This is a genomic window from Bradyrhizobium sp. SZCCHNS3002, from assembly GCF_032377435.1.
In the GTDB taxonomy this organism is placed as follows: Bacteria; Pseudomonadota; Alphaproteobacteria; order Rhizobiales; family Xanthobacteraceae; genus Bradyrhizobium.
Window position 1 is genome coordinate 26,239 of record NZ_JAUHHY010000011.1, and the last position, 25,722, is coordinate 51,960.

General features: G+C 65.5%; 27 protein-coding genes. 12 read left to right on the forward strand and 15 right to left on the reverse strand.

The genetic code is table 11. The features are described 5' to 3' along the window. The first annotated feature begins 35 nt into the window (after positions 1 to 35). Positions 36 to 1,271: an ABC transporter substrate-binding protein gene (locus QW845_RS23050; protein ID WP_315803824.1), complete on the forward strand. Its 1,236-nt coding sequence runs from the start codon at positions 36 to 38 to the stop codon at positions 1,269 to 1,271. Between the two features lie 331 nt (positions 1,272 to 1,602). On the opposite strand, the gene QW845_RS23055 is transcribed toward QW845_RS23050, so the two are convergent. The 4 genes from QW845_RS23055 to QW845_RS23070 form a co-directional block, all read right to left on the reverse strand. After that, on the reverse strand, positions 1,603 to 2,220 hold the full coding sequence (locus tag QW845_RS23055) for an ATP-dependent Clp protease proteolytic subunit (RefSeq protein ID WP_315803825.1): 618 nt from the start codon (positions 2,218 to 2,220) through the stop codon (positions 1,603 to 1,605). Between the two features lie 41 nt (positions 2,221 to 2,261). Continuing rightward, positions 2,262 to 2,621, reverse strand: coding sequence for a polyketide cyclase (locus tag QW845_RS23060; RefSeq protein ID WP_315803826.1), 360 nt, complete (start codon positions 2,619 to 2,621; stop codon positions 2,262 to 2,264). Continuing rightward, the gene (locus tag QW845_RS23065; protein ID WP_315803827.1) at positions 2,618 to 2,932 is read right to left on the reverse strand and encodes a metalloregulator ArsR/SmtB family transcription factor; all 315 of its coding nucleotides are present in this window, start codon (positions 2,930 to 2,932) and stop codon (positions 2,618 to 2,620) included. Before QW845_RS23065 ends, QW845_RS23060 begins: the two co-directional genes overlap by 4 nt. A 282-nt stretch (positions 2,933 to 3,214) precedes the next feature. Then, entirely contained in the window at positions 3,215 to 3,640 is a 426-nt protein-coding gene (locus QW845_RS23070) for a DUF1330 domain-containing protein (RefSeq protein ID WP_315803828.1), read from the reverse strand. A gap of 154 nt (positions 3,641 to 3,794) precedes the next feature. Here QW845_RS23070 and QW845_RS23075 point away from each other — a divergent pair, with 154 nt between their 5' ends. Further along, the gene (locus tag QW845_RS23075) at positions 3,795 to 5,999 is read left to right on the forward strand and encodes a penicillin-binding protein 1A (protein WP_315803972.1); all 2,205 of its coding nucleotides are present in this window, start codon (positions 3,795 to 3,797) and stop codon (positions 5,997 to 5,999) included. 204 nt (positions 6,000 to 6,203) lie between these two features. Here QW845_RS23075 and QW845_RS23080 read toward each other — a convergent pair whose 3' ends face one another. From QW845_RS23080 to QW845_RS23100, 5 genes are all read right to left on the reverse strand, one after another. Beyond that, complete coding sequence (locus QW845_RS23080) at positions 6,204 to 8,867, reverse strand: EAL domain-containing protein (RefSeq protein ID WP_315803973.1); 2,664 nt, start codon at positions 8,865 to 8,867, stop codon at positions 6,204 to 6,206. 316 nt (positions 8,868 to 9,183) lie between these two features. Further along, positions 9,184 to 10,023 (reverse strand): SprT family zinc-dependent metalloprotease, encoded by an 840-nt coding sequence (locus tag QW845_RS23085; RefSeq protein WP_315803829.1) that lies wholly within the window; start codon positions 10,021 to 10,023, stop codon positions 9,184 to 9,186. Between the two features lie 208 nt (positions 10,024 to 10,231). Beyond that, the gene (locus tag QW845_RS23090) at positions 10,232 to 11,560 is read right to left on the reverse strand and encodes a polyhydroxyalkanoate depolymerase (protein ID WP_315803830.1); all 1,329 of its coding nucleotides are present in this window, start codon (positions 11,558 to 11,560) and stop codon (positions 10,232 to 10,234) included. A gap of 124 nt (positions 11,561 to 11,684) precedes the next feature. Continuing rightward, on the reverse strand, positions 11,685 to 12,497 hold the full coding sequence (locus QW845_RS23095) for an ABC transporter permease (protein ID WP_315803831.1): 813 nt from the start codon (positions 12,495 to 12,497) through the stop codon (positions 11,685 to 11,687). Further along, a complete protein-coding gene (locus QW845_RS23100) occupies positions 12,494 to 13,285 on the reverse strand; it encodes an ABC transporter ATP-binding protein (protein ID WP_315803832.1) in 792 nt (263 codons plus the stop codon). The genes QW845_RS23095 and QW845_RS23100 overlap by 4 nt, the downstream gene beginning before the upstream one ends. A 97-nt stretch (positions 13,286 to 13,382) precedes the next feature. On the opposite strand from QW845_RS23100, the gene QW845_RS23105 reads away from it, so the two are divergent. Both QW845_RS23105 and QW845_RS23110 read left to right on the forward strand, forming a co-directional pair. Beyond that, positions 13,383 to 14,738 (forward strand): ActS/PrrB/RegB family redox-sensitive histidine kinase, encoded by a 1,356-nt coding sequence (locus QW845_RS23105; RefSeq protein ID WP_315803833.1) that lies wholly within the window; start codon positions 13,383 to 13,385, stop codon positions 14,736 to 14,738. A 177-nt stretch (positions 14,739 to 14,915) separates the two neighbouring features. Then, complete coding sequence (locus QW845_RS23110; RefSeq protein ID WP_315715137.1) at positions 14,916 to 15,470, forward strand: ActR/PrrA/RegA family redox response regulator transcription factor; 555 nt, start codon at positions 14,916 to 14,918, stop codon at positions 15,468 to 15,470. Positions 15,471 to 15,493: 23 nt separating this feature from the next. Here QW845_RS23110 and QW845_RS23115 read toward each other — a convergent pair whose 3' ends face one another. The 3 genes from QW845_RS23115 to QW845_RS23125 form a co-directional block, all read right to left on the reverse strand. Continuing rightward, entirely contained in the window at positions 15,494 to 15,859 is a 366-nt protein-coding gene (locus QW845_RS23115; RefSeq protein ID WP_315803834.1) for a hypothetical protein, read from the reverse strand. A 209-nt stretch (positions 15,860 to 16,068) separates the two neighbouring features. Then, positions 16,069 to 16,365 (reverse strand): hypothetical protein, encoded by a 297-nt coding sequence (locus tag QW845_RS23120; RefSeq protein ID WP_315803835.1) that lies wholly within the window; start codon positions 16,363 to 16,365, stop codon positions 16,069 to 16,071. Then, a complete protein-coding gene (locus tag QW845_RS23125; RefSeq protein ID WP_315803836.1) occupies positions 16,358 to 16,627 on the reverse strand; it encodes a hypothetical protein in 270 nt (89 codons plus the stop codon). The genes QW845_RS23120 and QW845_RS23125 overlap by 8 nt, the downstream gene beginning before the upstream one ends. A 62-nt stretch (positions 16,628 to 16,689) precedes the next feature. On the opposite strand from QW845_RS23125, the gene QW845_RS23130 reads away from it, so the two are divergent. The 4 genes from QW845_RS23130 (at position 16,690) to QW845_RS23145 (ending at position 17,979) form a co-directional block, all read left to right on the forward strand. Continuing rightward, the gene (locus tag QW845_RS23130) at positions 16,690 to 16,854 is read left to right on the forward strand and encodes a hypothetical protein (protein ID WP_315803837.1); all 165 of its coding nucleotides are present in this window, start codon (positions 16,690 to 16,692) and stop codon (positions 16,852 to 16,854) included. A gap of 282 nt (positions 16,855 to 17,136) precedes the next feature. Next, positions 17,137 to 17,274, forward strand: a complete 138-nt coding sequence (locus tag QW845_RS23135) for a hypothetical protein (protein ID WP_315803838.1) — start codon at positions 17,137 to 17,139, stop codon at positions 17,272 to 17,274. A 103-nt stretch (positions 17,275 to 17,377) separates the two neighbouring features. Next, entirely contained in the window at positions 17,378 to 17,620 is a 243-nt protein-coding gene (locus tag QW845_RS23140; RefSeq protein WP_315803839.1) for a hypothetical protein, read from the forward strand. Positions 17,621 to 17,718: 98 nt separating this feature from the next. After that, positions 17,719 to 17,979, forward strand: coding sequence for a DUF1488 domain-containing protein (locus QW845_RS23145; RefSeq protein WP_315803840.1), 261 nt, complete (start codon positions 17,719 to 17,721; stop codon positions 17,977 to 17,979). 126 nt (positions 17,980 to 18,105) lie between these two features. On the opposite strand, the gene QW845_RS23150 is transcribed toward QW845_RS23145, so the two are convergent. After that, positions 18,106 to 18,588, reverse strand: coding sequence for an MmcB family DNA repair protein (locus QW845_RS23150; protein WP_315803841.1), 483 nt, complete (start codon positions 18,586 to 18,588; stop codon positions 18,106 to 18,108). Between the two features lie 136 nt (positions 18,589 to 18,724). Between QW845_RS23150 and QW845_RS23155 the strand changes: the two genes are divergently transcribed. Continuing rightward, positions 18,725 to 19,393, forward strand: a complete 669-nt coding sequence (locus QW845_RS23155; RefSeq protein WP_315803974.1) for an MBL fold metallo-hydrolase — start codon at positions 18,725 to 18,727, stop codon at positions 19,391 to 19,393. Positions 19,394 to 19,399: 6 nt separating this feature from the next. Here QW845_RS23155 and QW845_RS23160 read toward each other — a convergent pair whose 3' ends face one another. Then, entirely contained in the window at positions 19,400 to 20,902 is a 1,503-nt protein-coding gene (locus QW845_RS23160) for a PHB depolymerase family esterase (protein ID WP_315803842.1), read from the reverse strand. Between the two features lie 444 nt (positions 20,903 to 21,346). On the opposite strand from QW845_RS23160, the gene QW845_RS23165 reads away from it, so the two are divergent. Continuing rightward, a complete protein-coding gene (locus QW845_RS23165) occupies positions 21,347 to 22,585 on the forward strand; it encodes an LLM class flavin-dependent oxidoreductase (RefSeq protein ID WP_315803843.1) in 1,239 nt (412 codons plus the stop codon). Positions 22,586 to 22,720: 135 nt separating this feature from the next. Here the strand turns inward: QW845_RS23165 and QW845_RS23170 are convergent, their stop codons facing one another. After that, the gene (locus QW845_RS23170) at positions 22,721 to 23,131 is read right to left on the reverse strand and encodes a response regulator (protein ID WP_315803844.1); all 411 of its coding nucleotides are present in this window, start codon (positions 23,129 to 23,131) and stop codon (positions 22,721 to 22,723) included. A gap of 359 nt (positions 23,132 to 23,490) precedes the next feature. Here QW845_RS23170 and QW845_RS23175 point away from each other — a divergent pair, with 359 nt between their 5' ends. Together QW845_RS23175 and QW845_RS23180 are read left to right on the forward strand one after the other, a co-directional pair. Next, positions 23,491 to 24,309, forward strand: a complete 819-nt coding sequence (locus tag QW845_RS23175) for an outer membrane protein (RefSeq protein ID WP_315803845.1) — start codon at positions 23,491 to 23,493, stop codon at positions 24,307 to 24,309. 374 nt (positions 24,310 to 24,683) lie between these two features. Continuing rightward, entirely contained in the window at positions 24,684 to 24,842 is a 159-nt protein-coding gene (locus QW845_RS23180; RefSeq protein ID WP_315803846.1) for a hypothetical protein, read from the forward strand. The last annotated feature ends 880 nt before the right edge of the window (positions 24,843 to 25,722 follow it).

Consider the following 25,722-nt stretch of genomic DNA (forward strand, 5'->3'; position numbering starts at 1 on the left):
GAACCATCGACAACATCACCGGAGGGAGGACCCGCATGAGAACGTCACTGTTCGGTCTCGGCGCAATTGCAATTGCTGCGTCGCTGGCCGTCGCGCTGCCTGCATCATCCAGCTACGCGCAGAAGAAATACGACACCGGCGCGACCGACACCGAGATCAAGATCGGCCAGACCGTGCCGTTCTCCGGCCCGGCCTCCGCCTATGCCGGCATCGGCAAGACGCAGGCCGCCTATCTAAAGATGATCAACGACAAGGGCGGCATCAACGGCCGCAAGCTCAACCTGATCCAGTATGACGATGCCTATTCTCCGCCTAAGGCGGTCGAGCAGGTGCGCAAGCTGGTCGAAGGCGACGAAGTGCTGTTCACCTTCCAGATCATCGGCACGCCCTCGAACGCCGCCGTGCAGAAATATCTCAACGGCAAAAAGGTGCCGCAGCTCCTGGCATCGACCGGCGCCTCGCGCTTCACCGATCCGCAGAATTTCCCGTGGACCATCGCCTACAATCCGAACTACCAGTCGGAGGGACGGATCTACGCCAAATACATTCTCGCCAACCACCCCAATGCCAAGATCGGCATCCTCTACCAGAACGACGATCTCGGCCGCGACTACATCGCCGGCCTCAGAAGCGGCCTCGGCGCCAAGGCCGATACGATGATCGTGTCGGAAGCATCCTATGAGCTGTCCGATCCGACGGTCGACTCGCAAATCGTCAAGCTGAAGTCGTCGGGCGCGGACCTGCTCTACGACGCCTCGACGCCGAAATTCGCGGCGCAGGCGATCAAGAAGCTCGCCGATCTCGGCTGGAAGCCGGTGCACATCCTCGACATCAATGCGAGCCCGGTGTCGGCGACCTTGAAGCCGGCCGGCCTCGACATCTCCAAGGACATCATCAGCACCAACTACGGCAAGGACCCGGCCGACCCGCAATGGAAGGACGATCCGGGCGTGAAGGCCTATTTCGAGTTCATGGACAAGTATTATCCGGAGGGCGACAAGCTCAACACCGTCAACACTTACGGCTATTCGACCGCGGAGCTGCTGGTGCAGATCCTGCGCCAGTGCGGTGACGACCTGACACGCGAGAACGTGATGCGCCAGGCCGCCAGCATCAAGGGCTTCGTGCCCAGCCTCGCGCTGCCCGGCCTCTCGATCACGACGTCGCCGACCGACTTCCGCATCAACAAGCAGATGCAGATGATGAAGTTCAATGGCGAGCGCTGGGAGCTGTTCGGCCCGATCATCGAGGACACGGGAGCCGCGGGGTAAGCCCCGGCGACTAAGCGCAAGAGGCAACAAATCGTGCCAAAACCTCAACTCCGCTCCCTCCCCCCTTGTGGAGGAGGGTTGGGGAGGGGGTAGCCACGAAGACGGTCGCCCGGAGCTACCCCCCTCCCTAGCCCTCCCCCCACAAGGGGGGAGGGAACGGACGATTTTCGTGGCAAAGCATAATGGCCCACGCGACGCTAACGAGCCTACGCTGCCCTCACCGGCCGCGGCCGCTCGGGTCATCACGGCGGCCTCTGGAATACCAGGTCACCCGCCTTCGGCGGATGACGACACTCGTCGCGACAGCAACCACCGTCGCCTCACAGGCGCATCAATCGCTGCTGACGCTAGCCAGGTCGCGCTGCTTCACGACCCGGTCGATCAAGCCCCACTGCTGGGCTTCGTCCGCGGTCATGAAATGATCCCGATCCAAGGTGCGCTCGACATCCTCGTAGCTGCGTCCGCAATGTTCGGCATAAAGCCGGATCATGCGGCGCTTGGTCTGCTCCATCTCCCTGGCGTGGATCAGGATGTCGGACGCCTGGCCCTGGAAGCCGCCGAGCGGCTGATGCACGTGAAGGCTCGCATTGGGCAGCGCGGTGCGCTCGCCAGGCTCCCCCGCCATCAGCAGGAACGACCCCATCGAGCGCGCCGTTCCCATGCACAGCGTATGCACCGGCGCCTTGACGAATTGCATCGTGTCGTACATCGCGAGCCCGCTGGTGATCACGCCGCCGGGCGAATTGATGTAGAGATGGATCGGCCGCTTCGGGTTTTCCGCCTCGAGAAACAGCAGCTGCGCGCAGACCAGGGCGGAGACCGTGTCGTTGACCTCGCCGTTGAGGAAGACGATCCGCTCGCGCAGCAGCCGCGAATAGATGTCGAAGGATCGCTCTCCCCGGCTCGACTGCTCGATGACCATGGGGACGAGTTGCATCGTGTCGCGCATGCGCGAGCTCCCGTTCAGTGAGTTGCTGATGAGTTGAAGCGTCAGGCCGCGCGCATCAAACTGCGCGTGTTGCCGTTCGCCGCCGGCGGCGTTCGCCGCATCAGCGTCGCCGCGGCCAGCCCGTGGATGATCCTGAGCCGCGTGCCGCCATCGGCGTTGGGCATGACCTGGAACGTCACGATGCTTTCGAGGTAGGGCGGCTCGTCGTCGCGCATGCGGTAGCGCACTTCCTCGCCTGGCGTCGACGAGATCGGCGCGGCATCGGCGAGGTCGCCGGGCGGCAGCCAGGTGTCGCGCAGCGCCGGACTGCTGATGGCACGCCAGACTTTCTCCGGCGGCGCATCAAGCTGGTAGTCGAGCACCAGTTCATCGCCCTGCGCGTCAGCCTCGAGATCGGTCATTGGTCCATGTCCTTCAGCAGGGTTTTCAATGCATCGACCCGTGACGGCCAGTAGGCGCGGTACTTCGCCAGCCAGCGCGCGATGTGCGCCAGGCCATTCGGATCGACCTCGTAGTTGACGAAGCGGCCCTGCCGCTCTTCCCGCACCAGCCCCGCGTTCCGCAGCACCGCGAGATGCTGCGACATCGCCGGCTGGCTGATCGTCAAACCTTCGCGAAGGGCGCTGGCATTCATGCCGCCGGCCGCGAGCTTCTCGAAGATCGCGTAGCGCGTCGGATCGGCCAGCGCCTTGAAGATGTCACTCTCGATCATGACGACACATAAGCATAAACTTATGCGTTGTGCAAGCCCGCAGCCCAAGCATTGGCGAGCCTATCGAGCGATCCGACGCTCGCGGACTGCATTCCACTGTAGAAAACACTCTCGCAAAGTCCCCCGCTGCGCTCCCTCCCCCCTTGTGGGGGAGGGTTGGGGAGGGGGGCCTCCGGGCGACCGTCCTCGTAGCTACCCCCCCTCCCTAACCCTCCCCCACAAGGGGGGAGGGAACCTACCGCCGATGGGGCGTCGACTTCGACCAACACTGCTGAGAAAAAACTACGCCGGCACCTCGCCAAAGTTCTTCCCCACCGGCAGTACCGCATGCCGGATGAGCCGCGAGTCTTCCACCGCCGCCTGCCTGTGCTTCACCGCTTCGCGGTAGACGGGATCCCGGATCATCTCGACGAACGCCTGCACGGACGGATATTCCGCGATGAAGCAGTGATCCCAGCGCTCCTCCTGCGGGCCGATCAGCATCAGCTCGAAGCGGCCCTGCCAGATGATGCGGCCGCCGAGGCGCTCGAACACCGGGCCGCTCTCGCGGCCATAGGCGGCATAGGCTTCCGCGCCGCTGACCTTGCGTCCGTCGGGATAGGCCGCCTCCTTGCGCAGTCGCACCAGGTTCAGCATGTGGATCGGACCCGGGCGGTCGTTCTCCCGGAACTGCGCGAACACCTCCTTGGTGGGATCGATATGGCCCATGAACTCCCTCGTCTGTTGTTGTTTACCTTGGCTTAACCATAACGCGGCGTTACGAGCGCGAAACTCCTAATCGCGCGTTAAGCTCTTCCTAACTGCCCCTTAAACTCCGGACATTACCGTGGTCGGACGGCGGGATCGCGGGCTCGGGTTGCGTATGGCGCGGGGACGGAAACAGGGCGGCGGACGCAAGGAGCCGCGATTCGGTCTTGCGGCCGCGATGGCCGATCTGCGCCTCGACCCCAAGGATCGCATTCCCTCCGACAACGCGCCCAAGAAGTCCGCTGCAAAGAAAAAGCCGGTCGAGCCGGACGACGAGGACGATGTGCCGGCGCGCGCGCCGAAAGCCACCCCACCGAAACCGAAGCCTGCCCGAGCCAAGTCACGCTGGGGGATGTCGGTCGGCCGCATGTTCTACTGGGCACTGGTTTGCGGCCTGTGGGGCGTGATCGCGCTGGTCGGCGTCGTGATCTGGGCCGGCGCGCATCTGCCGCCGATCCAGTCGCTGGAGATCCCGAAGCGGCCGCCGACGATCGAGATCGTGGGCTATGACGGCAGCATGCTGGCGCAGCGCGGCGAGATGGCGGGCGCCAATGTCGCGCTGAAGGATCTGCCGCCCTATCTGCCGAAGGCCTTCATCGCCATCGAGGACCGCCGCTTCTATCAGCATTTCGGCATCGATCCGATCGGCATCGCCCGCGCCGTGGTCGCCAACGTCCTGCATCGCGGCGTGTCGCAGGGCGGCTCGACCCTGACGCAGCAGCTCGCCAAGAACCTGTTCCTGACCCAGGAGCGTACGCTGGCGCGCAAGCTGCAGGAGGCCGAGCTGGCGCTGTGGCTGGAGCGCAAATATTCCAAGCGCGAGATCCTGGAGCTGTATCTCAACCGGGTCTATTTCGGCTCCGGCGCCTATGGCGTCGAGGCGGCGGCGCAGCGCTATTTCGGCAAGTCGGCGCGGCAGGTGACGATCGGCGAGGCCGCGATGCTCGCGGGTCTCGTCAAGTCTCCGTCGCGGCTGGCGCCGAACCGCAACCCGGAGGGCGCCGCCAAGCGCGCGCAGACCGTGCTCGCGGCGATGGCCGACGCCAAGTTCATCACCGACGCCCAGGCGCAGGCCCAGATCGCTCACCCTTCCGTCGCGGTGAAGCCGGCCGGCGCCGGCACCATCAACTACGTCGCCGACTGGATCGGCGAGGTGCTCGACGATCTCGTCGGCCAGGTCGAGGAATCGATCGTGGTGGAGACCACGATCGATCCGAAGCTGCAGAGCGTCGCCGAGGCCGCGATCATCGACGAGCTCGCGGCCAAGAGCGTCAAGTTCAACGTCAGCCAGGGCGCGCTGGTGGCGATGACGCCGGACGGCGCCGTGCGCGCCATGGTCGGCGGCCGCAACTACGCCGACAGCCAGTTCAACCGCGCCGTCACCGCCAAACGCCAGCCCGGCTCGGCGTTCAAGCCGTTCGTCTATCTCACCGCGATCGAGCAGGGCCTGACGCCGGACACGGTCCGCCAGGACGCGCCGCTCGATCTGAAGGGCTGGAAGCCGGAGAACTACACCCGCGAATATTTCGGCCCGGTGACCTTGACCCAGGCGCTGGCGATGTCGCTCAACACGGTCGCGGTGCGCGTCGGCCTCGAGGTCGGGCCGAAGAACGTGGTGCGGACCGCGCACCGGCTCGGCATCGCCTCCAGGCTCGATCCCAACCCGTCGATCGCGCTCGGCACCTCCGAGGTGTCGATGATCGAGCTGGTCGGCGCCTATGCGCCGTTCTCGAATGGCGGCCTCGCCGTCTCGCCGCATGTGGTGACGCGGATCAGGACGCTCGACGGCAAGCTGCTCTACATGCGCCAGACCGAGCAGCCGGTGCAGGTGATCGAGCCGCGCAACGCGGCGATGATGAATCAGATGATGCAGGAGACGCTGATCTCCGGCACCGCGAAGAAGGCCGAGATCCCGGGCTGGACCGCTGCCGGCAAGACCGGCACCAGCCAGGATTTCCGCGACGCGTGGTTCATCGGCTACACCGCGCATCTCGTCACCGGCGTCTGGCTCGGCAATGACGACAACTCGCCGACCAAGAAGGCGACCGGCGGCGGCCTGCCGGTCGAGGTCTGGACGCGCTTCATGCGATCAGCGCATCAGGGCGTGCCGGTGGCGGCGCTGCCGAATGCACAGAGCCCCGGCGTGGTCCCGACACTGGCGCAGATCGCCTCACAGATCACGGCGCCGACGGCCCCTGCCCCCAATGCCGCCTACTCCGCGCGCTCGGCGCCGCCGCCAAGCCGCAACAATGTGCGGCCGGAGCCCGCCGCCGGCCTCGATGGCTGGCTGGTCGACCGGCTGTTCGGTGGTCGGCGCTGAGCTGAGCTCATCGCGTGACGACTTGCGCCACGCCCACCGTCATTCCGGGGCACCGCAGGCCTTGAACCCGGAATATCGACATTGCCTGGTGTTCTTTTCCAACAAGCTCGGAATTCCGGGTTCAATCGTCAACGCGCATGCGCGCGTTCACGATTGCCCCGGAATGACGATGGCTCGGCTGAGGATGGATGCAACCCGGCTGGCTCAGCCAGCCGCCTTGGCGATCGGAAGCGGAGCCGGATCAACCGCCCCAGAACCAGCCGTCTGCGCCAAAACGCGTCCGATCTGCCGCAGCATCAGGCTCGCGCGGTGGGCGCTGTAGTCCAGCAGCCAGCGGCTGAAGGCACTGGCGGCCATCGGCCGCGCGAACAGGAAGCCCTGCATCGCATCGCAGCCGAGCTCGGCCAGCAGCCTGCGCTGCGGCTCGGTCTCGACCCCTTCGGCGACCACGGCCACGTCGAGGCTCTGGCCGACGCGCACGACCGCGGTCACGATCGCCCGCGTGCCGCTGTCGTTCTCGAAATCGCGCATGAAGCTGCGATCGATCTTCAGCTCGTCGATCGGCAGCTGGGCCAGCCGGCTCAGGCTGGAATAGCCGGTGCCGAAATCGTCCAGCGACAGGCCGACGCCCATGTTGCGCAGCTCGTTCATGGTCGCGATCACGGTGGCGCGCTCGTTGAGGATCACCCCTTCGGTGATCTCCAGCATCAGCATCTTCGCCGGCAGGTCGTTGGCGGCCAGGATCTGCGCCACCATCGCCGCCAAGTTGACGTTCTGGAAGTTGATCGGCGACAGGTTCACCGAGATGCAGGGGATATCGAGACCGGCACGCCGCCACGATGCCATCTGCTGACAGGCCAGCTTGATCGACCACACACCGATCTGCTCGATCAGACCACATTCCTCGGCAAGCGGAATGAACTTGGCAGGCGAGACCTCGCCGAGCACCGGATCGTGCCAGCGCGCCAGCGCTTCGACGCCGTGGATCGCGCCGTCGCGGGTGCGGATCTGCGGCTGATAGTGCAGGGTCAGGGCCTCGCTGGCGATCGCCTCGCGCAGCGCGGTCGAATGCATCAGCCGCTCTTCGGCGAGCTTGTCGATGTCGGCGCTGAAGAAGCGGTAGGTCGCCCGTCCCCCGCGCTTGGCCTTGTACATCGCCGCATCGGCCTGCTTGATCAGGGTCTCGATGTCCTTGGCATTATCGGGATAGAGGCTGAGCCCCATGCTCGCCGACATCGGCACCTGCCGCTTGCCGATCGTCAGCGGCATGGCGAGCGCCGCGGTGATCCGCGCCGCCGCCAGCGAGGCCTCGAGCGGATCGCGGTTCTGCAGCACGATCACGAACTCGTCGCCGCCGAGCCGGCCCAGCATGTCGCCGGCGCGAATCTGCGCCCGCAGGCGGTTGGCGAAGCCGACCAGGAACTCGTCGCCGGCGGCATGGCCCAGCGTGTCGTTGACGTCCTTGAAATTGTCGGCGTCGAGGAAGGCGACGGCGACGTGTCCGCCTTCCGGACAGGCCTTGATGGCCTCGGCGATCAGCGACGGGATGCGGGCACGGTTGGGCAGGCCCGTCAGCATGTCGTGATAGGCGACCTGCGAGATCGTCGAGCGGACCTCCTGGCGCTCGATGGCGAGCGCACCGAGCTGGACGCAGGCGGCGACGATCTGCTCGTGCCAGGGGCTGGGGCCGCGGCATTCACGGAAGTAGAAGGCAAAGGTGCCGATGACGCGGCCGTCCTTGCCCTTGATGGGCGACGACCAGCAGGCGCGCAGGCCGGCGGCGAGCGGGCCGGCCTTGTAGGGCTGCCAGCGCGGATCATTGTCGATGTCGCGCGACAGCACCGGCTCGCAGAGATAGGCGGCGGTGCCGCAGGAGCCGACGTCCGGCCCGATCGGGATCCCGTCGAGGCTGGCGGAAAAATCGGCCGGCAGGCTCGGGCCGCCGAGCGGATGCACGTGCCCATCGGAATCGACGTGCAGGATCGAGCAGACGACGTCAGGGGCGAGCTCTTCGACCCGGCGGCACAGTTGATCGGCGATGGTCGTGATCGAAACGTCGGACGCCAGCGACGCCATGATCAGCTGCTGCAGCGAGCGCAGCTGCTTGGTCTCCCGGATGTCCGTGAGCAGCCCGAACAGATATCTGACCTTGCCCCGCCTGGTCCGGTGCGCCTTGACATAGGCGGTCGTCCAGATCTCGCGGCCGTCCTTGTCGTAGACCAGCACGTCCTCCTCGATGCCGCGGTCGTCCTCGAGGCATTGCCTCAGCCGGTTGACGATGGCGGGATCGGTGCAGGGGCCGGTCAGCAGTTCCTCGGCGCGGCGCCCGATCGCCTGTTCAGGCGTGTAGCCGAACAGGCTGGCAAAGGCGGCGTTGGTGTACAGGACGTTGAGATGGCGATCGGTGACGATGACGGCCCGGTTGGTCCGATCGGCGACCGATGTCAGCAGCGCATTGCGCTCGCGCATGTCGACTTCGGTGGTCACGTCACGAATGAACAGCAACGAACGGACCGGCTCATCCTCCCGGCCCGGCGGGAGCGCGCACAACGACAGGCGGAGGCGGGTCCGCCCGCCGTCGGCATGGCGCATCGTCATTTCGCGGGCGTCGGACTGGTCCGGCTCCTGCTGCGCGTCGGTCGCCTCGGCGCACGGGGTCGCTGCGATCAGATCCGCGGGCAGACCCAGGCTTTCGAGGTCGGCGCCGACCAGAGCGGCCGGCTCACGCCGCAGCAGCACCGACGCCGCCTGATTGGCGTGCTGGACGTGGCCCTGCGCGTCGAGAAAGAGAATCGCCTCGGAGGCACCGTCGAGCGCGGCAGAGAGCAATTGTGTGGATGCGGCCGGTTGAAACTCGCTTGCAAACATCGTTCGATTCGAGGCGCGCTGCACGTTTCGAGAGAAACGATCGGCGCTTTGGTTGCAGCGAACGGCCCGGCAGCTCGCTGGGACGTCACCTTGGGTTGATTGCGGTAAATCTGGCGAGCGCAGCGTTACAGCCACGTTAAGGCGCCGCCGATTTGGGCAATATCCTGCGACTGCAGGCGAGAAGGCTTAAGAATTCGATAGTCCGCAGGCGGGTTCTGAGTTCATCGATGCAGATTGGAACCCGACGAAGAAATGGCCCGGACCAGAAGGCCGGGCCATTGGGACTCACATCGTCGAGAGGTCTGTCGTCGAGACCTCAGTCGTCGATGCCATAGCGATGCAGATCGTTGCCGCAGGTGTCGAGCCACTTCTTGGCGCGCTCGACCGAGGCGCAGATTCTACCGCACACCTTCCAGAACCGCGGCGAGTGGTTCATCTCGATCAGATGCGCGACCTCGTGCGCGGCGAGATAGTCGAGCACGAAGGGCGGCGCCAGGATGAGACGCCACGAGAACGACAGCGAGCCGGCCGAGGTGCACGAGCCCCAGCGGCTCGACTGGTCGCGGATCGACAGCCGCTTGACCTTGACGCCGAGCTGCTCGGCATAGCCGTCGGCGGCCTTCTGAAGGTCACGGCGCGCCTCGCGCTTGAGGAAGTCAAGCACGCGGCGTTCGGTGTGCTCGATCCCGCCGGCCACGCACAGGATCTTCTCGCCGCTGTCGCGCGTCTCGGTCCACACCGTGCCGCGCTCGCCGGCGCGATGCACGATCTTGTGCGGCACGCCGCGCAGCGGCACCAACGTGCCCGGCAGGAATGGCGCCGCCTTCGGCAGACGGCCGAGACGCGCCGCGATCCACGCGCCGTGACGCTGCGCGAAGTCTTTCGCTTCGATGATGGTGCCGCGCGGAGGCATCGTCAGGATCGCTTCGCGATCCGACGGATGAATTCTCAGGGTATAACGTCGCGCACGACGGTGACGCCGCAATCTAATCGAGTAGATTTGCGAGCCGTGCTTGACGAGAAGACGCGAGGGTTCGGCGGGCCGCCGATAAAGTAGCGCGCGAGTGGCCATTTCTGTCAGTCCGGGGGGTAAGAACTCGCCCGGATTTTGCCATATCCACCGCCAGGGAAAGCGCTCGGCGCAAAAACAAATCATTTGCCCAACATACAGGGGTTCCGAAGGTTCCGCACCCCAGCAGTTGGGCCTCTCAGGCTCCCGAAGATATGAATTCAGATTCAAAAGCATCGCTCAAGGAGCGACGCCACATTCACTGCTTGAGTCACTCCTGAATTCCGGTTTCTACCGTCCCTTCAAAGAGTTACCGCGCAGCCGGATTCGGATGCGCGGTGAATGTGATTGTCGCTCATTCAGCCGCAATGGCGAGCAGCGACTTGGGATCGGCCGCCGACAACATGAAATCGTTGATGCGCGGCACGATCTCCGACTTGAATCGCGAGCCGTTGAACACGCCGTAATGACCGACACCTGGTTGCACGTAGTGAACCCGGCGATGATCCGGGATCGACGAGCAGAGTCCATGCGTCGCTTCGGTCTGACCGAGACCGGAGATGTCGTCCTTCTCGCCTTCGACGGTCATCAACGCCACACGCGTGACCTTCGACGGGTCGACCAGCGTGCCGCGGTGGGTCATCTCGCCCTTCGGCAGCGCGTGTCGGATGAACACCGTCTCAACCGTCTGCAAATAATATTCCGCAGCCAAGTCCATGACGGCGAGATACTCGTCGTAGAAGTCGCGGTGCTTGTCGACCTGGTCGCCGTCACCCTTCACGAGGTTGGCGAACAGCGCCTTGTGGGCGTCGACATGGCGGTCGAGGTTCATGCTGATGAAGCCGTTCAGCTGCAGGAAGCCCGGATAGACGTCGCGCATCACGCCGGGATGCGGGAACGGCACCTTGGTGATGACGTGGTTGCGGAACCAGTCGATGCCGCGCTCCTGGGCGAGATTGTTCACGCCGGTCGGATTGCGCCTGGTGTCGATCGGACCGCCCATCAGGGTCATCGAGATCGGTGCGAACGGATCGCGCTCGGCCTCCATGACCGACACCGCGGCCAGCACCGGCACCGCCGGCTGGCACACCGCCATGACGTGCATGTTGGTGCCGAGGAAGCGCAGCATCTCGATGACGTAGTCGATGTAGTCGTCGAGGTCGAAACGGCCCTCGGCCAGCGGAACCATCCGCGCGTCGGACCAGTCGGTGATGTAGACCTCGTGGGTCGGCAGGAACGCCTCGACGGTACCGCGCAACAGCGTCGCGTAATGGCCGGACATCGGCGCCACGATCAAGAGCCGGGGCTGGGGCGCGCGCAGAGGGCGGGTGAGCTTGCGGTCGAAATAGAGCAGCCGGCAGAACGGCTTTTCCCAGATCGCACGGACCTCGACCGGGGTCCGGATGCCGTTGACCTCGGTCTCGTCGAGACCCCATTCGGGCTTGCCGTAGCGGCGCGTGGTGCGCTCGAACAGCTCGCAGGCCGCTGCGACCGACTTGCCCATCTCGGTATGCGCCCAGGGATTAAGCGGGTTCTGAAACAGGATCTTGGTGGCATCGGTGACAGCGCGCGCCGGATTGAGCGAGGCATGCGCCATTTCGTACATCCAGTACATCGGCGTCGTCAGGACCGGACTGCCTTCCGACGCCAGGGGCGGTGCACCGCCAAACTCACCTATCGGCATTCTCGTTCAACCTCTCTGCAACGCAGCATACTGCCGAATGCGTAATTAAGCGTCAATGCGGTGTTGTACGTGTCAACGCCGCAAAGCGACGAAATGAGCCCGGAAATCCACGGGAAAAGCGCAATTATTCCCCTGCCGCCAGCAGCGAGCCGGCGCGGCGCGCGCTGCGCAAAAGAGCAATGAATGCCGCAAACGACGCCAGCAGCAGGGCGGCATTGAGCCCGAGCGCGGTCAGCATCAGGTCGGACCGGAAGACGTGATCGGCCAGCAGCGCGCGCATGCCTTCGAACACGTAGGTCGGCGGCAGCGACCAGGCGACGAGCTGCAGCCAATGCGGCAGCACCTGGACGGGATAGTACACGCAGGCCAGCGGCATCAGCGCGAACATCAGCGTCCAGACGATGCTCTCGGCGCCGAGCCCGTTGCGCAGCACCAGACCCGACACGAAGATTCCGACCGCCCAGGAGGTGAAGATCAGGTTGCAGAAGAACGCGATCAGCGGCAGCCCGAGGCTGTAGAAGTTGAAGTCGAAGAACCAGACCGCGATCAGGGTCATCGGGATGATGCCGATGGCCAGCCGGACCAGGCTCATCGTCATCAGCGCCAGCAGGAATTCGATCGGCGTCAGCGGGCTCATCATCAGGTTGCCGATGTTGCGCGCCCACATCTCCTCCAGGAAGGAGATCGAGAAGCCGAGCTGCCCGCGGAACAGGATGTCCCACAGGATGACCGCGCCGATCAGCGTGCCGCCGGCACGGGCGAAGAACCCGGCATTCGAAGCGATGTAGGTCTGCAGGAAGCCCCAGGTGATGATCTGCAGGGTCGGCCAATACATCAGCTCCAGGAGCCGAGGCCAGGACGACAGCAGGAGATACCAGTAGCGCAGGACCATCGCGCCGATGCGGTGCGGGGCGATCGTCAAGGAGAGATCGTTCATTGTGCGGCCTCCCGGTCGCGGCCGCGGGCGACGTCGAGAAAGACGTCCTCGAGCGTGGTGCGGTTGTAGCGCGCCATGATCTGGGCGGGGCTGTCATCGTCCTCGATCCGCCCGCGCTTCATGATGATGACGCGGTCGCACAGGCGCTCCACTTCCAGCATGTTGTGCGACGCGAGCAGGATCGTGGCCCCGCGGCGCTTGCGATAGCGGTCGAGGTGGCCGCGCACCCAGTCGGCCGTGTCGGGATCGAGCGAGGCGGTGGGCTCGTCCAGCAGCAGCAGCTCGGGATCGTTGATCAGCGCCTTCGCCAGCGCGACGCGCGTCTTCTGCCCGGCCGAGAGCTTGCCATTGGCGCGATCGATGAAGTCGGTCAGGTCGAGCTGCGACGCGAGTTCGGCGATCCGCTCCTTGAGGTGGTCCACCGCATAGAGCCGGCCGAAGATGGTGAGGTTCTGCCGCACCGTGAGACGCATCGGCATGTCGACATAGGGGCTCTCGAAGTTCATCCGCCCCAGCACGGCCGCAGCCTCGTCCGGCATGCTGTGGCCGAGCACGGCGACCTCGCCCGAGGTCGGCTGCACCAGCCCCATGATCATGGCAATCGTCGTGGTCTTGCCGGCGCCGTTGCCGCCGAGCAGCCCGGTGATGCTGCCCCGCCGGATCGCGAAGGAGATGCCGTCGACGGCCGTCGTCGTCTTGTAGACCTTGGTCAGCCGCGACACGGCAATCGCGGGCGAAACCGAGCCGGAATCGGATGAGAGGGTCGGCACTGCGTCATCTTGCGTCATGGGAGGGGTTCATTGAGGCATTGTGCCGCAAACCGCAACAGGCCACCAACGGCCGCCCAGATTTGTCGCCGCGCCTGCGCGGCATTAGGTTCCCGTCATGACCGACGACGCCCTGATCATCGACACGCCCGACACCGACTATCGCCATCCGCGCCAGCGCGTCCGGCTCGACACCATCCTGCGACTGCGCTGGCTGGCGGCGCTCGGTCAGTTGAGCGCGATCTTTATCGTGGTGCAGGGGCTGGAGTTCGACCTGCCGGTGGTGCCCTGTCTGGCGGTGATCAGCATCTCGGCGCTGCTCAATCTCGGCCTGCAGATCGCCTTCAACCCGATGCAGTTGCTGGAGCCGGCCCACGCCGGTGGCCTGCTCGCGCTCAACATCATCGAGCTGACGGTGCTGCTCTATCTCACGGGCGGGCTGGAGAATCCGTTTTCCTACATGTTCCTGGCGCCGGTGCTGATCTCGGCGACCGCGCTGCCGGTCCGCCTGACGATCATGCTCGGCCTGCTCGCCGTCGCCTGCGCCACCGCCTTGTTCTTCATGCACCTGCCGCTGCCGTGGGAAGGCGAAGAGCCGCTGATCTTCCCGCCGATCTATCTGTTCGGCGTCTGGCTCTCGATCGCGCTCGCGATCGGCGTCACCAGCCTCTATGCGTTCCAGGTGACCGAGGAGGCACGGAAGCTGTCGGACGCGCTGGCGGCCACCGAGCTGGTGCTGGCGCGCGAGCAGCACCTCACCCAGCTCGACGGTCTCGCGGCGGCCGCCGCGCACGAGCTCGGCACCCCGCTCGCGACCATCGTGCTGATCTCGCGCGAGTTGGAGCGCGCCCTGCAGGACAACAGCCAGGTCACGTCCGACATCAAGACATTGCGCGAGCAGGCCCAGCGCTGCCGCGACATTCTCGGCAAGATCACCCAGCTGTCCTCGATCGGGTCGATGTACGACCGGATGAAGCTGTCGACCTTGATCGAGGAGACGGTCGCACCGCATCGCGACTTTGGCGTCGACATCAAGGTCCGCGTCGCGGTGGCCGCGGCCAAGGAGCCGGTCGGCTCGCGCAACCCGGCGATCCTCTATGGCGTCGGCAACATCCTGGAAAATGCCGTCGATTTCGCGCACAACGCCGTCGAGGTGAACGCCTGGTGGAACAACGAGACGGTCGAGATCGTGGTGTCCGACGACGGCCCCGGCTTCGCGCCTGACATCCTGAAGCGGATCGGCGAGCCCTATCTGTCGCGGCGGCCCAGCGCCGAGGACGGCCCGGGAGGTAACCAGGGCGGCGGACTCGGGCTCGGCGTGTTCATCGCCCGCACCCTGCTGGAGCGGACCGGGGCCAAGGTCTCGTTCAGCAATCGCACCTTCCCCGACCATGGCGCCGTGGTCCAGATCGTCTGGCCGCGGCGGCGCTTCGAGGCCAGCGAGGATGACGATGGCGAGGCGGAGCCGGAATGAAACCTGCGGGGCAGCCGCCGCTGGCGCGGTCCTGGCATACGGCACACCGGCCCCGCGCGGCGTCACGCCGCAGACTGCGGCAACCCGCGATCTTGGCAGCGGCGACTCGGCAGACCATATGAGGATGGACCAGATCGTCTCGCAACCATCGAGCCATCTTCTCAAGGATATATGACCGTGGGCGCCATCGCCGAACTGACGAACCACCCGGACCGCTCTCTCCTCATCGTGGAGGACGACAAGCCGTTCCTGGAGCGCCTGTCGCGCGCCATGGAGACTCGCGGCTTCACCGTCACCTCCTGCGAAAGCGTCGCCGAAGGTATTTCACAGATCGGCAAGGCGGCGCCGGCCTTTGCCGTGGTCGACCTCCGGCTCGGCGACGGCAACGGCCTCGACGTGGTGTCGGCGCTGAAGCGCAAGCGCCCCGAGGCGCGCGCCATCGTGCTGACCGGCTACGGTAACATCGCGACCGCGGTGACGGCCGTGAAGATGGGCGCCGTCGACTATCTCGCCAAGCCGGCGGATGCCGATGACGTGGTCGCCGCGCTGCTGTCGACCACCAGCGAAAAGTCCGAGCTGCCGCAGAATCCGATGTCGGCCGACCGCGTGCGCTGGGAGCACATCCAGCGCATTTACGAGATGTGCAATCGCAACGTCTCGGAAACGGCGCGCAGGCTCAACATGCACCGCCGCACCCTGCAGCGCATCCTCGCCAAGCGCGCACCGAAGTAAGCGAGCGCTTGCTCGCTCCGGCATCAGTGCGATTTCACGAACGCCTGCAGCGCGTGGAAGACGGTGCGCCGCGGGTTGCGGCTGCACCAGTTGCGCATCCAGCTGTCGACCTCGGTCAGGTCGAGCTTGATCTGCCGGCCCTCGTCGCCGCGGTCCGCATTGATCGCGGAGACGTAGCCCATCATCCACTGCTGATATTTTGATATGGCGTTGACGTAGGGTTCGTCGCCATTGCTGATCGCCTTGTAGGTGCCGGGCGGCTGCTCCTCGGCGGCGGCGATGAAGCGCTCGCAGGAATCGGCGCCCACGCCGAGGACGTAGAACGCCTTTTCCTCCGCGCGGACTCCAGTCGCGAAGAGCAGTGCCAACGCCAAGACCACCCGTCGCATCTGTCGTCCCTGTCCGCACCCCTGGGCTGGATACTGCTCGAACCTTAAAATTGTTCCGGCATGTTGCGCCCTATGCGGGGCAATTATCAGGCAAAGCCGGGGAAATTGCCGGGAGGCCAGACGGGTCGATGCTGTCGCCCTTGGCAACAGTCCTGAATCGGGCGCGGGTGCACGATAGGCTGATAGGCGCCACGATTCGCCGGCTCGCGTCAGCTCTCCCCGGCCAGCCGGGAGAAATCGGCCAGCACGGCGGCGATCAGCTCTCGGTGCCTGGTATCCTGTTCCGCAAGACTCGCGGCGTAGAGGTTTAGCAGATAGCGCGCCTTCGCGGCAGCTTCCGGCCACGACGCAGCCGCGTGGGCGAGCAGGTGCTGCTCGAGAACCGCCTGGCGCTCGCGCAGGTCCCGTGCGTGAGTTTCGGCCTCCGCCAACGCGCGACGCAGGTCCACGGCCTTCTGCGCGCTCATCCCGCGGTGGCTGTCGAGATCGAGCGGTTCGTCAGTCATCCGATGCACTCGCGTCGATACGCTGCGCGTCTGCAAGATCGGCCGAGCTGATGGATACCATCTCGACGGCACCAGAGTGCGGACGGTCGGCGGGCAGCATCATCATCGTCGCAACCCGGCGGTAGGCAGCAAAGGACAGCCCCTCGATCATCTCTTCGTCCGTGACCACCTCATAGGTGCCTTGCGGCAGGAGACGCTCGATGCTTCTGATCCGGAACGGATGTCTGAAGGTGACGAATTCGCGCCGCGAGCGAATGCTCATCTGCGCCTACCTTTCGCAACAGGCCCGCTGTCGCTGTCGCAGCCTCAAGGCTTCTACGAAGCATGCGCCTTGCGGCCGGCAATAGCCACCGCTTTCTCGTCAGCACGACGGATGAGCGGCTGGGCCGTCATCGCACCGTGTCGCTGCGCTTTGGTGCTCGCTATTACAGGAGCCAGGGTGTATCAATGGTGATCACCGCCATTCCGACGGCATTCACCGGTGACTGAGGGTCACGAGCGCTCCCGCCGCAAACCACGCGAGGGATAGCCAATGCCGCAGTTTCGTCTGAGCGAGTGGATCGTTCCACCCATCATCGTGCCGCTGCTGCTGATCCTTCTCGCGCTCGCAACTGCCGCGCTGCATTCGTAGATCACACCGCCGTGCGCCCCGTCGGCGTCGGTGGACGATGGCCACCCGCCGACGAGGCGGTGACGCCGCGCACGCAGGATCGACACGGCGCCTTCGTTCGATGCGCTGAACCAGCTCCAACCCGAGTCGAGGAGACCGACATGGCCAAAGGTCAGCAAAAAAGCAATCGGGAAGCCAAGAAGCCCAAGAGGGAGAAGCCCAAGAGCATTGCCGCAGCGCCGAGCCAGAAGGCCGGAGCATGGCAGCCGGATTTTTCCAGCGACAAAAAGAAGCGCTAGGGGCTTTCCGGTCTCATCAGTCTGGATGGTTCTCCCGCACGCAAGGCCGCGCGCAATGCGGTGACGATGCGGCCGACCGTACTGGCAGCGCAAAGGACAGAGCATGGCGCGCGAAACGATCTATTTCGTCCAGGCGTTCAGCACCGGCCGGGGCGGACGCCCGAAAGCCGAGACGCCGATCGCCTGCAAGACGGAATCGAGCGCGCTCCGAACTGCGGAACGACTGGTGTCGAGCAAGGCAGGCGTCGTCGCCTTCTCGTCATCGGGCGATCCCGACATGGGCGACTATGACGATGAGCCGACGGTTTTCTTCCGCCACGGCGAGTTGCCGTCGGCTTTCGATTGAGATGCGCACCCGCTTTGCCGCCGGCAACCACCGCCGAGCGCCCCCTTGGATGACGTCCGCCCATCTGCGGCGCCCTCCGAACCTGATCGGACACACACATGATTGAGTTTCCAAATCACAGCCGCTCCTATGATCGCACGCGACGTGCCGTACGGTTCTGGGGCTACGACAGCGCGATCGAAGCGTCGTTCTTCGTCGACGAGGGCGCGTTGAGACGCCTTCAACCCGACACCTGTCCGGACGAGTCGGGCTTTCTGACTGCGTTCGATTCCAACCGTGAGCGCATCTGCGCCGCCGCCGCCAAGGTCTATGTCCGAGGAAGCCGGGGATCCTACGATCTCGTCGCTGCAAATTTTTGACGGCGCTGCCTGCGGATCGGCTCTCAGCGATGCGATGTCTCTCATCTCGAGAGTCGTGACCTGACGGAGCCTGCGTCACCTACCTAGGCAGGGAACCCCGTCCAGTGGAGCGCACTTAAGGATTCTCTAGAGGTCCGCGTGGCCCTGCGGGTCGATCAGCCGGTTGATCCGCCGCGCCGCCGCGAGCCCGAAGCGCACCGTCATCAGCTTGCGCGTCGGCGCCGGCAATCTGTGCTCAGGCGCCTCGCAATGCAGGTGGGCGCCGTAGGCATCGGCCACGATCAGGCCGGTGTCCCGCGGAAAGATCTCGCACGGCAGGTCCTGCGTGAAGGCGAAGAACAGCCGGTCGCAATGGGCACGGTAGTCCTCCCATTTGTGATCGGCGCGGAGGTCCTCGACCGACGACTTGATCTCGACGATCCAGATCTCGCCGCGCTCGTTCAGCGCCACCAGGTCGGCACGACGGCCCGACGGCAGCGGCAGCTCGCTGATGGTGGCAAAGCCGAGCGAGCGCAGCAGGCGCGAGGTGCCGCGTGCGATCGCCAGCGCCGTCTCCGACTGGCGGCGGTCGACGGGAACGAGGCTGATCCTGGCGGCGGACGATTCCATCGGTGCAGCATAGCCGATTCCAGGCGTCTCCCAAGCCCGGTTGACGCCCCGATGCGGGCCGCTGCAGCGCGGAGCTCTGCACCCGACAGCCGCCTTTTCACTTGGCGCACTGCGAAAAATCGGCATGCTGGCGCCCATGACCGAGCAGAACCAGACCAGGGCGAAGGCCGGCGCGATGATCGTGCCCGTGACGCCGTTCGAGCAGAACTGCACCATCCTGTGGTGCGAGGCGACCAAGAAGGCGATCGTGATCGATCCCGGCGGCGACGTGCCGAACATCCAGGCGGCGATCGCGCAGGCCAAAGTCACCGTCGAGAAGATCTGGCTGACGCATGGCCATATCGATCACGTCGGCGGCGCGGCCGATCTGCGCGACCAGCTGAAGGTGCCGATCGAGGGACCGCATGTCGCCGACAAATTCCTGCTCGACAACGTCGTCGCCAGCGGTGCGCGCTTCGGCATCACAGGCGTGCGCGACGTGACGCCCGACCGCTGGCTCGAGGAAGGCGATACGGTCGAGATCGGCGAGCTCGTCTTCGACATCCTGCACTGCCCCGGCCATTCGCCGGGCAGCATCGTGTTCTTCAACAAGGACATGCGCTTCGCCCATGTCGGCGACGTCCTGTTCAACGGCTCGGTCGGCCGCACCGACCTGCCCGGCGGCAGCCACGACACGCTGATCCGCTCGATCAAGGACAAGCTGCTGCCGCTCGGCGACGACGTCGGCTTCATCTGCGGCCACGGCGCCGGCTCGAGCTTCGGCCAGGAGCGGATGACGAACCCGTTCCTGACGGGGATGGCCTGAGACGAACTACTTCAGGCCGGCCGCCTGCAGCGCGCGCTCGATCACCGCGGCCACGTCGATCACACGGCGCCGCTTCTGCGGCGGCGCCTGCGTCGGGACGGCGGTCGCGGGCTTGAGAACCGGCGGCGCGTCGGCCGGCGTCATGTCGACCGCCTTCGCGCCTGACGGCCTTGGAGCTGAAGGCTTGATTTCGACCGGCGTAACGGCCGGCTTCGCGGCCACCGCTTGCGCGACCACCGGCGCCGATGGCCTGGATCCCGGCAACTCGGTTTTCGGCTTCGCGGCCTTGCCGGAAGCAGACCGCGTCCCCTTCGCCCGCGCCGGCGGACGCGCCGGTGTCGGCTTGACCGGCGCCGCCTTGACCGGTGTCTCCGGCACGGGCTTGGCCTCGGTCGGCTCGACCGCAGCCGGCGCATCCGGCCGCCGCAGCATTTTCGTCAGGGCCGGCAGCGCCGAGATCGGCGACACCTCGGGAATGAGCTTCGTGCTCGGCGAGGCCGCGGCCGGCTTCGGCTGACGGATCCAGTCGGTCACGCCGAAGAACTTCGCGATCAGATACGACGAGGAGATGCCGGCTTCGAGCAGGAACGGCCCGGCCTTGCCATAGCGCTTGTCGTTGGCCGCGACGCCGATTGGCGTGCCATGCGCCATGTTGGAGATGGTGAAGGATTCGACCACGGTCTCGCCATCGGCATTCCACCACTGCTCATGCGGATAGCCGTTGACCTCGCCTGCGGCCATCGGCGCCAGCGGCAGGTGATGCAGGTCGAGCCATTGCTTGACGATCTCGCCGGCATTGTCCGGATGCACCGTGTAGTCGGCGGTGCCGTGCCACACCGACAGCTTCGGCCATTTGCCGCGATGGCTGGAGGCGCGGCGCACGAGATCGCCGAGCTCGCCGGCCGGCCGCGCCGGCGGCATCCGCATCTGCAGGATGGCATCGCGCATGTTGCGCGCGGTGCCGAACGGCAACCCGGCGATCACGGCGCCGGCCGCGAACACCTCCGGATGCGCCGCCAGCATCGCCATGGTCATGGCGCCGCCCGCCGACAGGCCGGTGACGAAGATGCGGTTCGCATCGATGGCGTAGTCGGCCACCATGCGGGCGATCATCTCGCGGATCGAGGCGACCTCGCCCTGGCCGCGCGTGATGTCCTCGGACTGAAACCAGTTGAAGCAGCGCTGCGGATTGTTGATGCGCTGCTGCTCCGGCATCAGCAGCGCGAAGCCAAAATGCTTTGCGAGCGTCGACCAGCCAGCGCCGAGATCGTAGTCGGCCGCGCCCTGCCCGCAGCCATGCAGCACGACGACGAGCGGCAGCAGCGGCTGGCGCTGCGCCGGCACATGGGCGAACATCTTCAGACGGCCGGGATTGCTGCCGAAGCTTTCGACCTCGACCAGCGGACATTCGGGAGCGGGACGGGACTGGCGGTGGAAATCTGCGAATCCGGTGATGCCATTCAACTCGCGCAGCCGTCGCAAATACTCAACATTTTCAGCGAGGGACAACGGCAGCTCCTTGGCAGTCACGGATCAAACCCACCATCACCCAGATGGTTGCTGCAGCGCAAAAGAAAAAGCCCGCGAGATTGCGGAGCTCGGCAATTTGATTGCGAATTTCGCTCTTGCTGCGATCTAAATGCCACGCCGACGCGGCTCTTCACGCAGCAATCACCGAAAAGCGAACCGACGAGGCGTTCGATCGCCGCGAGCGTGAAAGCGACACGCGACGCAACCCGGAAAGGCAGTGACCGCGTTCGGCAGGTCGCCATTGCAGCCACAGGTCAACGAATCGACAACCCCGCGCCGAGTGTGAGCACCGATCGGCGATCAGTAAACAAACAAATGGCAGCCATGCACCGGTCGTCCCGCGCGGCAAGATGATTGCCTCGCACCGAGGCGCCAATTAGCCTGATCGGTAAGCAACAACGAATTCCGCTTGGGAGAAAACACATGGCGCGGCTCAAATTCGGCGCGTTCCTCGCTCCGCATCATCCGATCGGCGAGCATCCGATGCTGCAATTCCGCCGCGACCTCGATCTGGTCTCGCAGCTCGACGAGCTCGGCTATGACGAGTTCTGGTGCGGCGAGCATCATTCCAGCGGATGGGAGACAATCGCCTCGCCCGAGATGTTTCTCGCTGCTGCCGGCGAGCGCACCAAGCGCATCAGGCTCGGCACCGGCGTCATCTCGCTCCCCTACCATCATCCCTACAACGTCGCGCAGCGCATGGTGCAGCTCGATCACATGACCGGCGGCCGCGCCATCTTCGGCTCGGGGCCGGGCGCGCTCGCCTCCGATGCCCACACGCTCGGCATCGATCCGATGACGCAGCGTGACCGTCAGGACGAGGCGATCGCGGTCATCCGCCGCCTGTTCAACGGCGAGCGCGTCACCGCCAAGAGCGACTGGTTCACGATGAACGACGCGGCCTTGCAGATCCTGCCCTTGCAGGAGGAAATGCCGTTCGTCGTGGCGTCGCAGATCTCGCCGTCCGGCATGACGCTCGCAGGCAAATACGGCATCGGCATCATCTCGCTCGGCTCGATGTCGACCCAGGGCCTGATGGCGCTGCCGCAGCAATGGGAGTTCGCCGAGGACGCGGCGAAGAAGCACGGCACCACCGTGAGCCGCGCCAATTGGCGCGTGCTGCTGTCGTGGCACATCGCCGAGACGCGCGAGCAGGCGCGCCGCGAGGCCGGCCCCGGGCTGATGCGCTGGCACAACGAATATACGGTCGGCACCCTGATGCGGCCGGGTTTGAAACCATTCGCCTCGCCGGACGAGGCTGTCGACAAGACCGCCTTCGTCGAGGGCGCGGCGTCGACGATCGGCACGCCCGACGATCTCGTCAAGACGATCAAGAACCTGATGCAGGTGTCGGGCGGTGTCGGCCACATCATCGGCTTCGTGCACGACTGGGCCAATCCGGAGAACACGCGCCGCAGCTGGGACATGGTCGCGCGCTATGTCGTGCCGGAGATCAACGGCTACATCGACGGCCTGCGCCGCTCGCAGAAATTTGTCATCGAGAACCGCGACATCTTCGAGCGCGCGGGACAGGCCGTGATGGCCAAGATCATGGACAACGACAAGGCCGCCGCGGCGCTGTCGCAGACCGGACCCGGCCGCATCGCGATTCCCGCGGTGAATGCGCCGGATCTGCAGGAAGCGGCGAAGCGGAGGGGATGAGAGTGTAGGGCGGATTAGCGCAGCGTAATCCGCCACATCCGGCGTAGTCGGATCCATGAAGCCGCTGAGACGCACAAATCGAGAAGGCCCGTAATTGTCGGCGGATTACGCTGCGCTAATCCGCCCTACGCACGGCTACCTCACCGCCGCGACCAGCCTCTCGCACTCAGCGAGCGTCGCGATCTGCTTCAGCGTCTCGCGCAGCGCCGGCAGGTCGACGGGCTTCTGGAATTGCGGATAGACCACGAGCCCGAGCACGGTCGCAAGGCGAACGTGCTCGTCGCGCGTGGCGTCCTCGGCGCCGCTGATGAAGATCACCGGCGTGCGCGATTTCAGCTCGTTGAGCAGCAGCAGGATGTCGGCGCCGCAGCGATCGCCGAGCGACAGATCCAGCGTGATGCAGTCGAAGGTCCGCCGGCGCAGCAGATCGGCCGCCGCCTCGACCGACGTCACGCAGGTCGCCTCGTAGCCGCACTGCGCGGCGATCTTGCGCAGAATCGAGAGATGCACCTCGGCATCCTCGATCACCAGCAACTGATTGCTCATGCCCTTGCCCTCGTCGCACGTTGACCCGACGTCAAGTCAGGCCGTTGCTAGATGCCGCCGATGGCCGCGAGGTAAACATTCGGCTCCGTGGATTTACGGGTGAAGGGGACGCGGGGGCCGCCTGGGGCGAGGCGGACCTGATGACGTGCGGGCCAGCCGGAGCAGGCTCGCAGCGAGTGTGGTCATCGATGCCGACTCGGCGCCATCTCGTCGAGCGCCGCCTCAACCCGGTCGACGTATCCCGCCAGCAACACCGCGAACTTTTTGATCCAGCCAATCGCGATGCAATTGCCGCGTTCGATGCAACCGGCGATGGTGCCGCAACCATGTCGAAACGACGTCGCGCGCTGGGGCAAAGCATGACGAAATCTGGAGTGGCCGGGATTGCGGCCGCGTTGGCGAGCATCGTCCTCGCGGGATCAGCGCTGGCGGCCGACCTGCCGGTGAAGGCATCGCCGGTTGTGGCCGCGCCGTCGTGGACCGGCGTCTATGCCGGCGTGTCGGTCGGCGCCCGCTGGGCCGACAATGATTGGCGGACCAGCGACATCTCGCCGAACTTCGGGGCCGGCGTGTTCGTGCCGACGGCCGGCACCGGCGGCGCCATGGACAGCGTGGCGGCCAGGATCGGAGGCTATCTCGGCGTCAACTGGCAGTTCGCCCCGTCATGGGTCGCAGGCCTCGAGGGCGACCTTGGATGGGCCGACAACAAGACGACCGCGAATCCCCTGCCGGGAACCACCGGGCTGTTCTTCGGCGCGCCGCTGGTCGGCCTTCCCACCGGCTCCGTGAAGGAGACGTGGGACGGCAGCGTGCGCGCCCGGCTCGGCTATCTGGTTACGCCGGACACGCTGGTCTATGGCAGCGGCGGCGTGGCGTGGCAGCGCCTCGAGCTGAACGCCAACTGTACCGTTGTTCCAGGCAATGCTTTCTGCTTCGGCAATCCGCACAACGAGACCCAGGCATCGACCAGGGTCGGCTGGACCGTCGGCGGCGGCGTCGAGCACATGATCGGCGGCCACTGGATCGTGCGCGCTGACTACCGCTACGCCGATTTCGGCACCTGGACTCAGACCTTCTTCATCCCCGGCGGCGTCGGCCCCGGATTCGACGACCGCTTCACCGCGCACGTCACGACGCGCACCCACACCGCGACAGTGGGACTCGCCTACAAGTTCTGAGGCGCGGTCGGGGGTGAAGAATGCAAGGTGGGCAAAGCAGCCGCCGCAGGCGGCAGCGTGCCCATTCTTGATCTCGGAGCTCCTCAGAAGATGGTGGGCACGGCGCCACCACAAGCGAGCCCGTGGAGCGATCAACGGATCGCCTTTGCCCGCCCTACGGCCGCGTGATCCGCGGCGACATCAACCTATGACTTGCCAGCTTTTGGTCACAGTCTGATCTCCGGAGATGGAGGCGCCAGCAACCGCGTGGCGGACACCGGCGCAGCGAGCGTCACGAAAATTTTCTTAACCCGGACCTGCTACCTCTCGCGCGTAGGATGCGTCAGGCAGCCCGCCGCCCCGACCGGCGGGCTCTTCCGCGGGAAAGCTCGCCAATGTCACTCTCGTCAGCCAGGAACTACGCGCTGCGCGCCGAACGGTCGCAGGATCCCAAGGAGGCCGCCGATCTCCTGGCAAAGGCGATCCTGGAGCTGGCGGCCTCGATCGAGGCCACCGACGCCAAGGTGAAGAAGATCAACAAATCGGGCGGCTGACGGTCTCGACGTCCAGATCGGAACGCGTGGCGGCTTCTGCTTGCTCGCCTCGAAAGATGATCCGCTGATCCTGCGTCGATAGACCGCCGATATCGCGGCATCACTCGCGAGCGACAGCAGGAAATAATGGCGCCCGTCCGGGCCGACGGGCAAATCGCTTCCAGCAAAGCGCCTTTGAGAACGCGAAGCCGCACCGCGACGGCCTGCCGGTCGCAGGCTCATCACCATAAGGCGATGCGCGCCGAAAAACTCATTTCACGAACCAGCTCAATCACATCACCCCTGTCCAGTCCCGCGCGCAAAAATATTCTGCTTTCGTTTTTCCGAATCTCGCATATCGTCACGTCGTCCCGTCTCGATCAGAGGGGCGCTTCGCGGTCGTCACGAACGTTGAGGCGGGATGCGGTGGGCGCGTCGATGTTGCAGCGTGGGGTGATCCCGCGCCGACGAACAGCAGAGATGCGCACGGTCAAGTCGCGTGGTCCTGGCACCCCGATGCTGGTGTCCCGCGTAACGCGCGCAAGCGCGTTGCGCGCACGGTGGCCAACAAGCCCGGCGCACCGGGGAGATCGCGAAGCAGCCGTCAAAACCATCGCGCGGGGAATGCCGGGATGCCTCGGCTGAACCTGTGGTACCTGCCGCCTGCATTTTTTTCTGCAGGCGGGCCATGGGTGCGGCCAGCGCCCGGCATTCCCCGTGCCCTCTTCCCAAGGAGGGCAGCAAGTCCAGCAGGACTCGGACGCATGAAGCGCGTCGCGAGATCGCGAACGCGTGCGATGCAGCACAACTACACCGAGACGAAATAACGCAGCGTATTGCATGATGGCTGCAACCGCCCTTCAATGATGTGCCGGCGCATCGCCGCGCCCCGCCGATCCGA

Coding starts and splice junctions, on each gene's coding strand:
- QW845_RS23065 (WP_315803827.1), bottom strand. CDS start 2,932: ATGATCGAGAGTGACATCTTCAAGGCGCTGGCCGATCCGACGCGCTAC.
- QW845_RS23120 (WP_315803835.1), bottom strand. CDS start 16,365: ATGACTGACGAACCGCTCGATCTCGACAGCCACCGCGGGATGAGCGCG.
- QW845_RS23100 (WP_315803832.1), bottom strand. CDS start 13,285: ATGACGCAAGATGACGCAGTGCCGACCCTCTCATCCGATTCCGGCTCG.
- QW845_RS23135 (WP_315803838.1), top strand. CDS start 17,137: ATGGCCAAAGGTCAGCAAAAAAGCAATCGGGAAGCCAAGAAGCCCAAG.
- QW845_RS23090 (WP_315803830.1), bottom strand. CDS start 11,560: ATGCCGATAGGTGAGTTTGGCGGTGCACCGCCCCTGGCGTCGGAAGGC.
- QW845_RS23155 (WP_315803974.1), top strand. CDS start 18,725: ATGACCGAGCAGAACCAGACCAGGGCGAAGGCCGGCGCGATGATCGTG.
- QW845_RS23130 (WP_315803837.1), top strand. CDS start 16,690: ATGCGCCTTGCGGCCGGCAATAGCCACCGCTTTCTCGTCAGCACGACG.
- QW845_RS23105 (WP_315803833.1), top strand. CDS start 13,383: ATGACCGACGACGCCCTGATCATCGACACGCCCGACACCGACTATCGC.
- QW845_RS23050 (WP_315803824.1), top strand. CDS start 36: ATGAGAACGTCACTGTTCGGTCTCGGCGCAATTGCAATTGCTGCGTCG.
- QW845_RS23145 (WP_315803840.1), top strand. CDS start 17,719: ATGATTGAGTTTCCAAATCACAGCCGCTCCTATGATCGCACGCGACGT.
- QW845_RS23075 (WP_315803972.1), top strand. CDS start 3,795: ATGGCGCGGGGACGGAAACAGGGCGGCGGACGCAAGGAGCCGCGATTC.
- QW845_RS23070 (WP_315803828.1), bottom strand. CDS start 3,640: ATGGGCCATATCGATCCCACCAAGGAGGTGTTCGCGCAGTTCCGGGAG.
- QW845_RS23060 (WP_315803826.1), bottom strand. CDS start 2,621: ATGACCGATCTCGAGGCTGACGCGCAGGGCGATGAACTGGTGCTCGAC.
- QW845_RS23095 (WP_315803831.1), bottom strand. CDS start 12,497: ATGAACGATCTCTCCTTGACGATCGCCCCGCACCGCATCGGCGCGATG.
- QW845_RS23085 (WP_315803829.1), bottom strand. CDS start 10,023: ATGATTTGTTTTTGCGCCGAGCGCTTTCCCTGGCGGTGGATATGGCAA.
- QW845_RS23150 (WP_315803841.1), bottom strand. CDS start 18,588: ATGGAATCGTCCGCCGCCAGGATCAGCCTCGTTCCCGTCGACCGCCGC.
- QW845_RS23140 (WP_315803839.1), top strand. CDS start 17,378: ATGGCGCGCGAAACGATCTATTTCGTCCAGGCGTTCAGCACCGGCCGG.
- QW845_RS23125 (WP_315803836.1), bottom strand. CDS start 16,627: ATGAGCATTCGCTCGCGGCGCGAATTCGTCACCTTCAGACATCCGTTC.
- QW845_RS23055 (WP_315803825.1), bottom strand. CDS start 2,220: ATGCGCGACACGATGCAACTCGTCCCCATGGTCATCGAGCAGTCGAGC.
- QW845_RS23165 (WP_315803843.1), top strand. CDS start 21,347: ATGGCGCGGCTCAAATTCGGCGCGTTCCTCGCTCCGCATCATCCGATC.
- QW845_RS23180 (WP_315803846.1), top strand. CDS start 24,684: ATGTCACTCTCGTCAGCCAGGAACTACGCGCTGCGCGCCGAACGGTCG.
- QW845_RS23080 (WP_315803973.1), bottom strand. CDS start 8,867: ATGTTTGCAAGCGAGTTTCAACCGGCCGCATCCACACAATTGCTCTCT.
- QW845_RS23175 (WP_315803845.1), top strand. CDS start 23,491: ATGACGAAATCTGGAGTGGCCGGGATTGCGGCCGCGTTGGCGAGCATC.
- QW845_RS23115 (WP_315803834.1), bottom strand. CDS start 15,859: ATGCGACGGGTGGTCTTGGCGTTGGCACTGCTCTTCGCGACTGGAGTC.
- QW845_RS23170 (WP_315803844.1), bottom strand. CDS start 23,131: ATGAGCAATCAGTTGCTGGTGATCGAGGATGCCGAGGTGCATCTCTCG.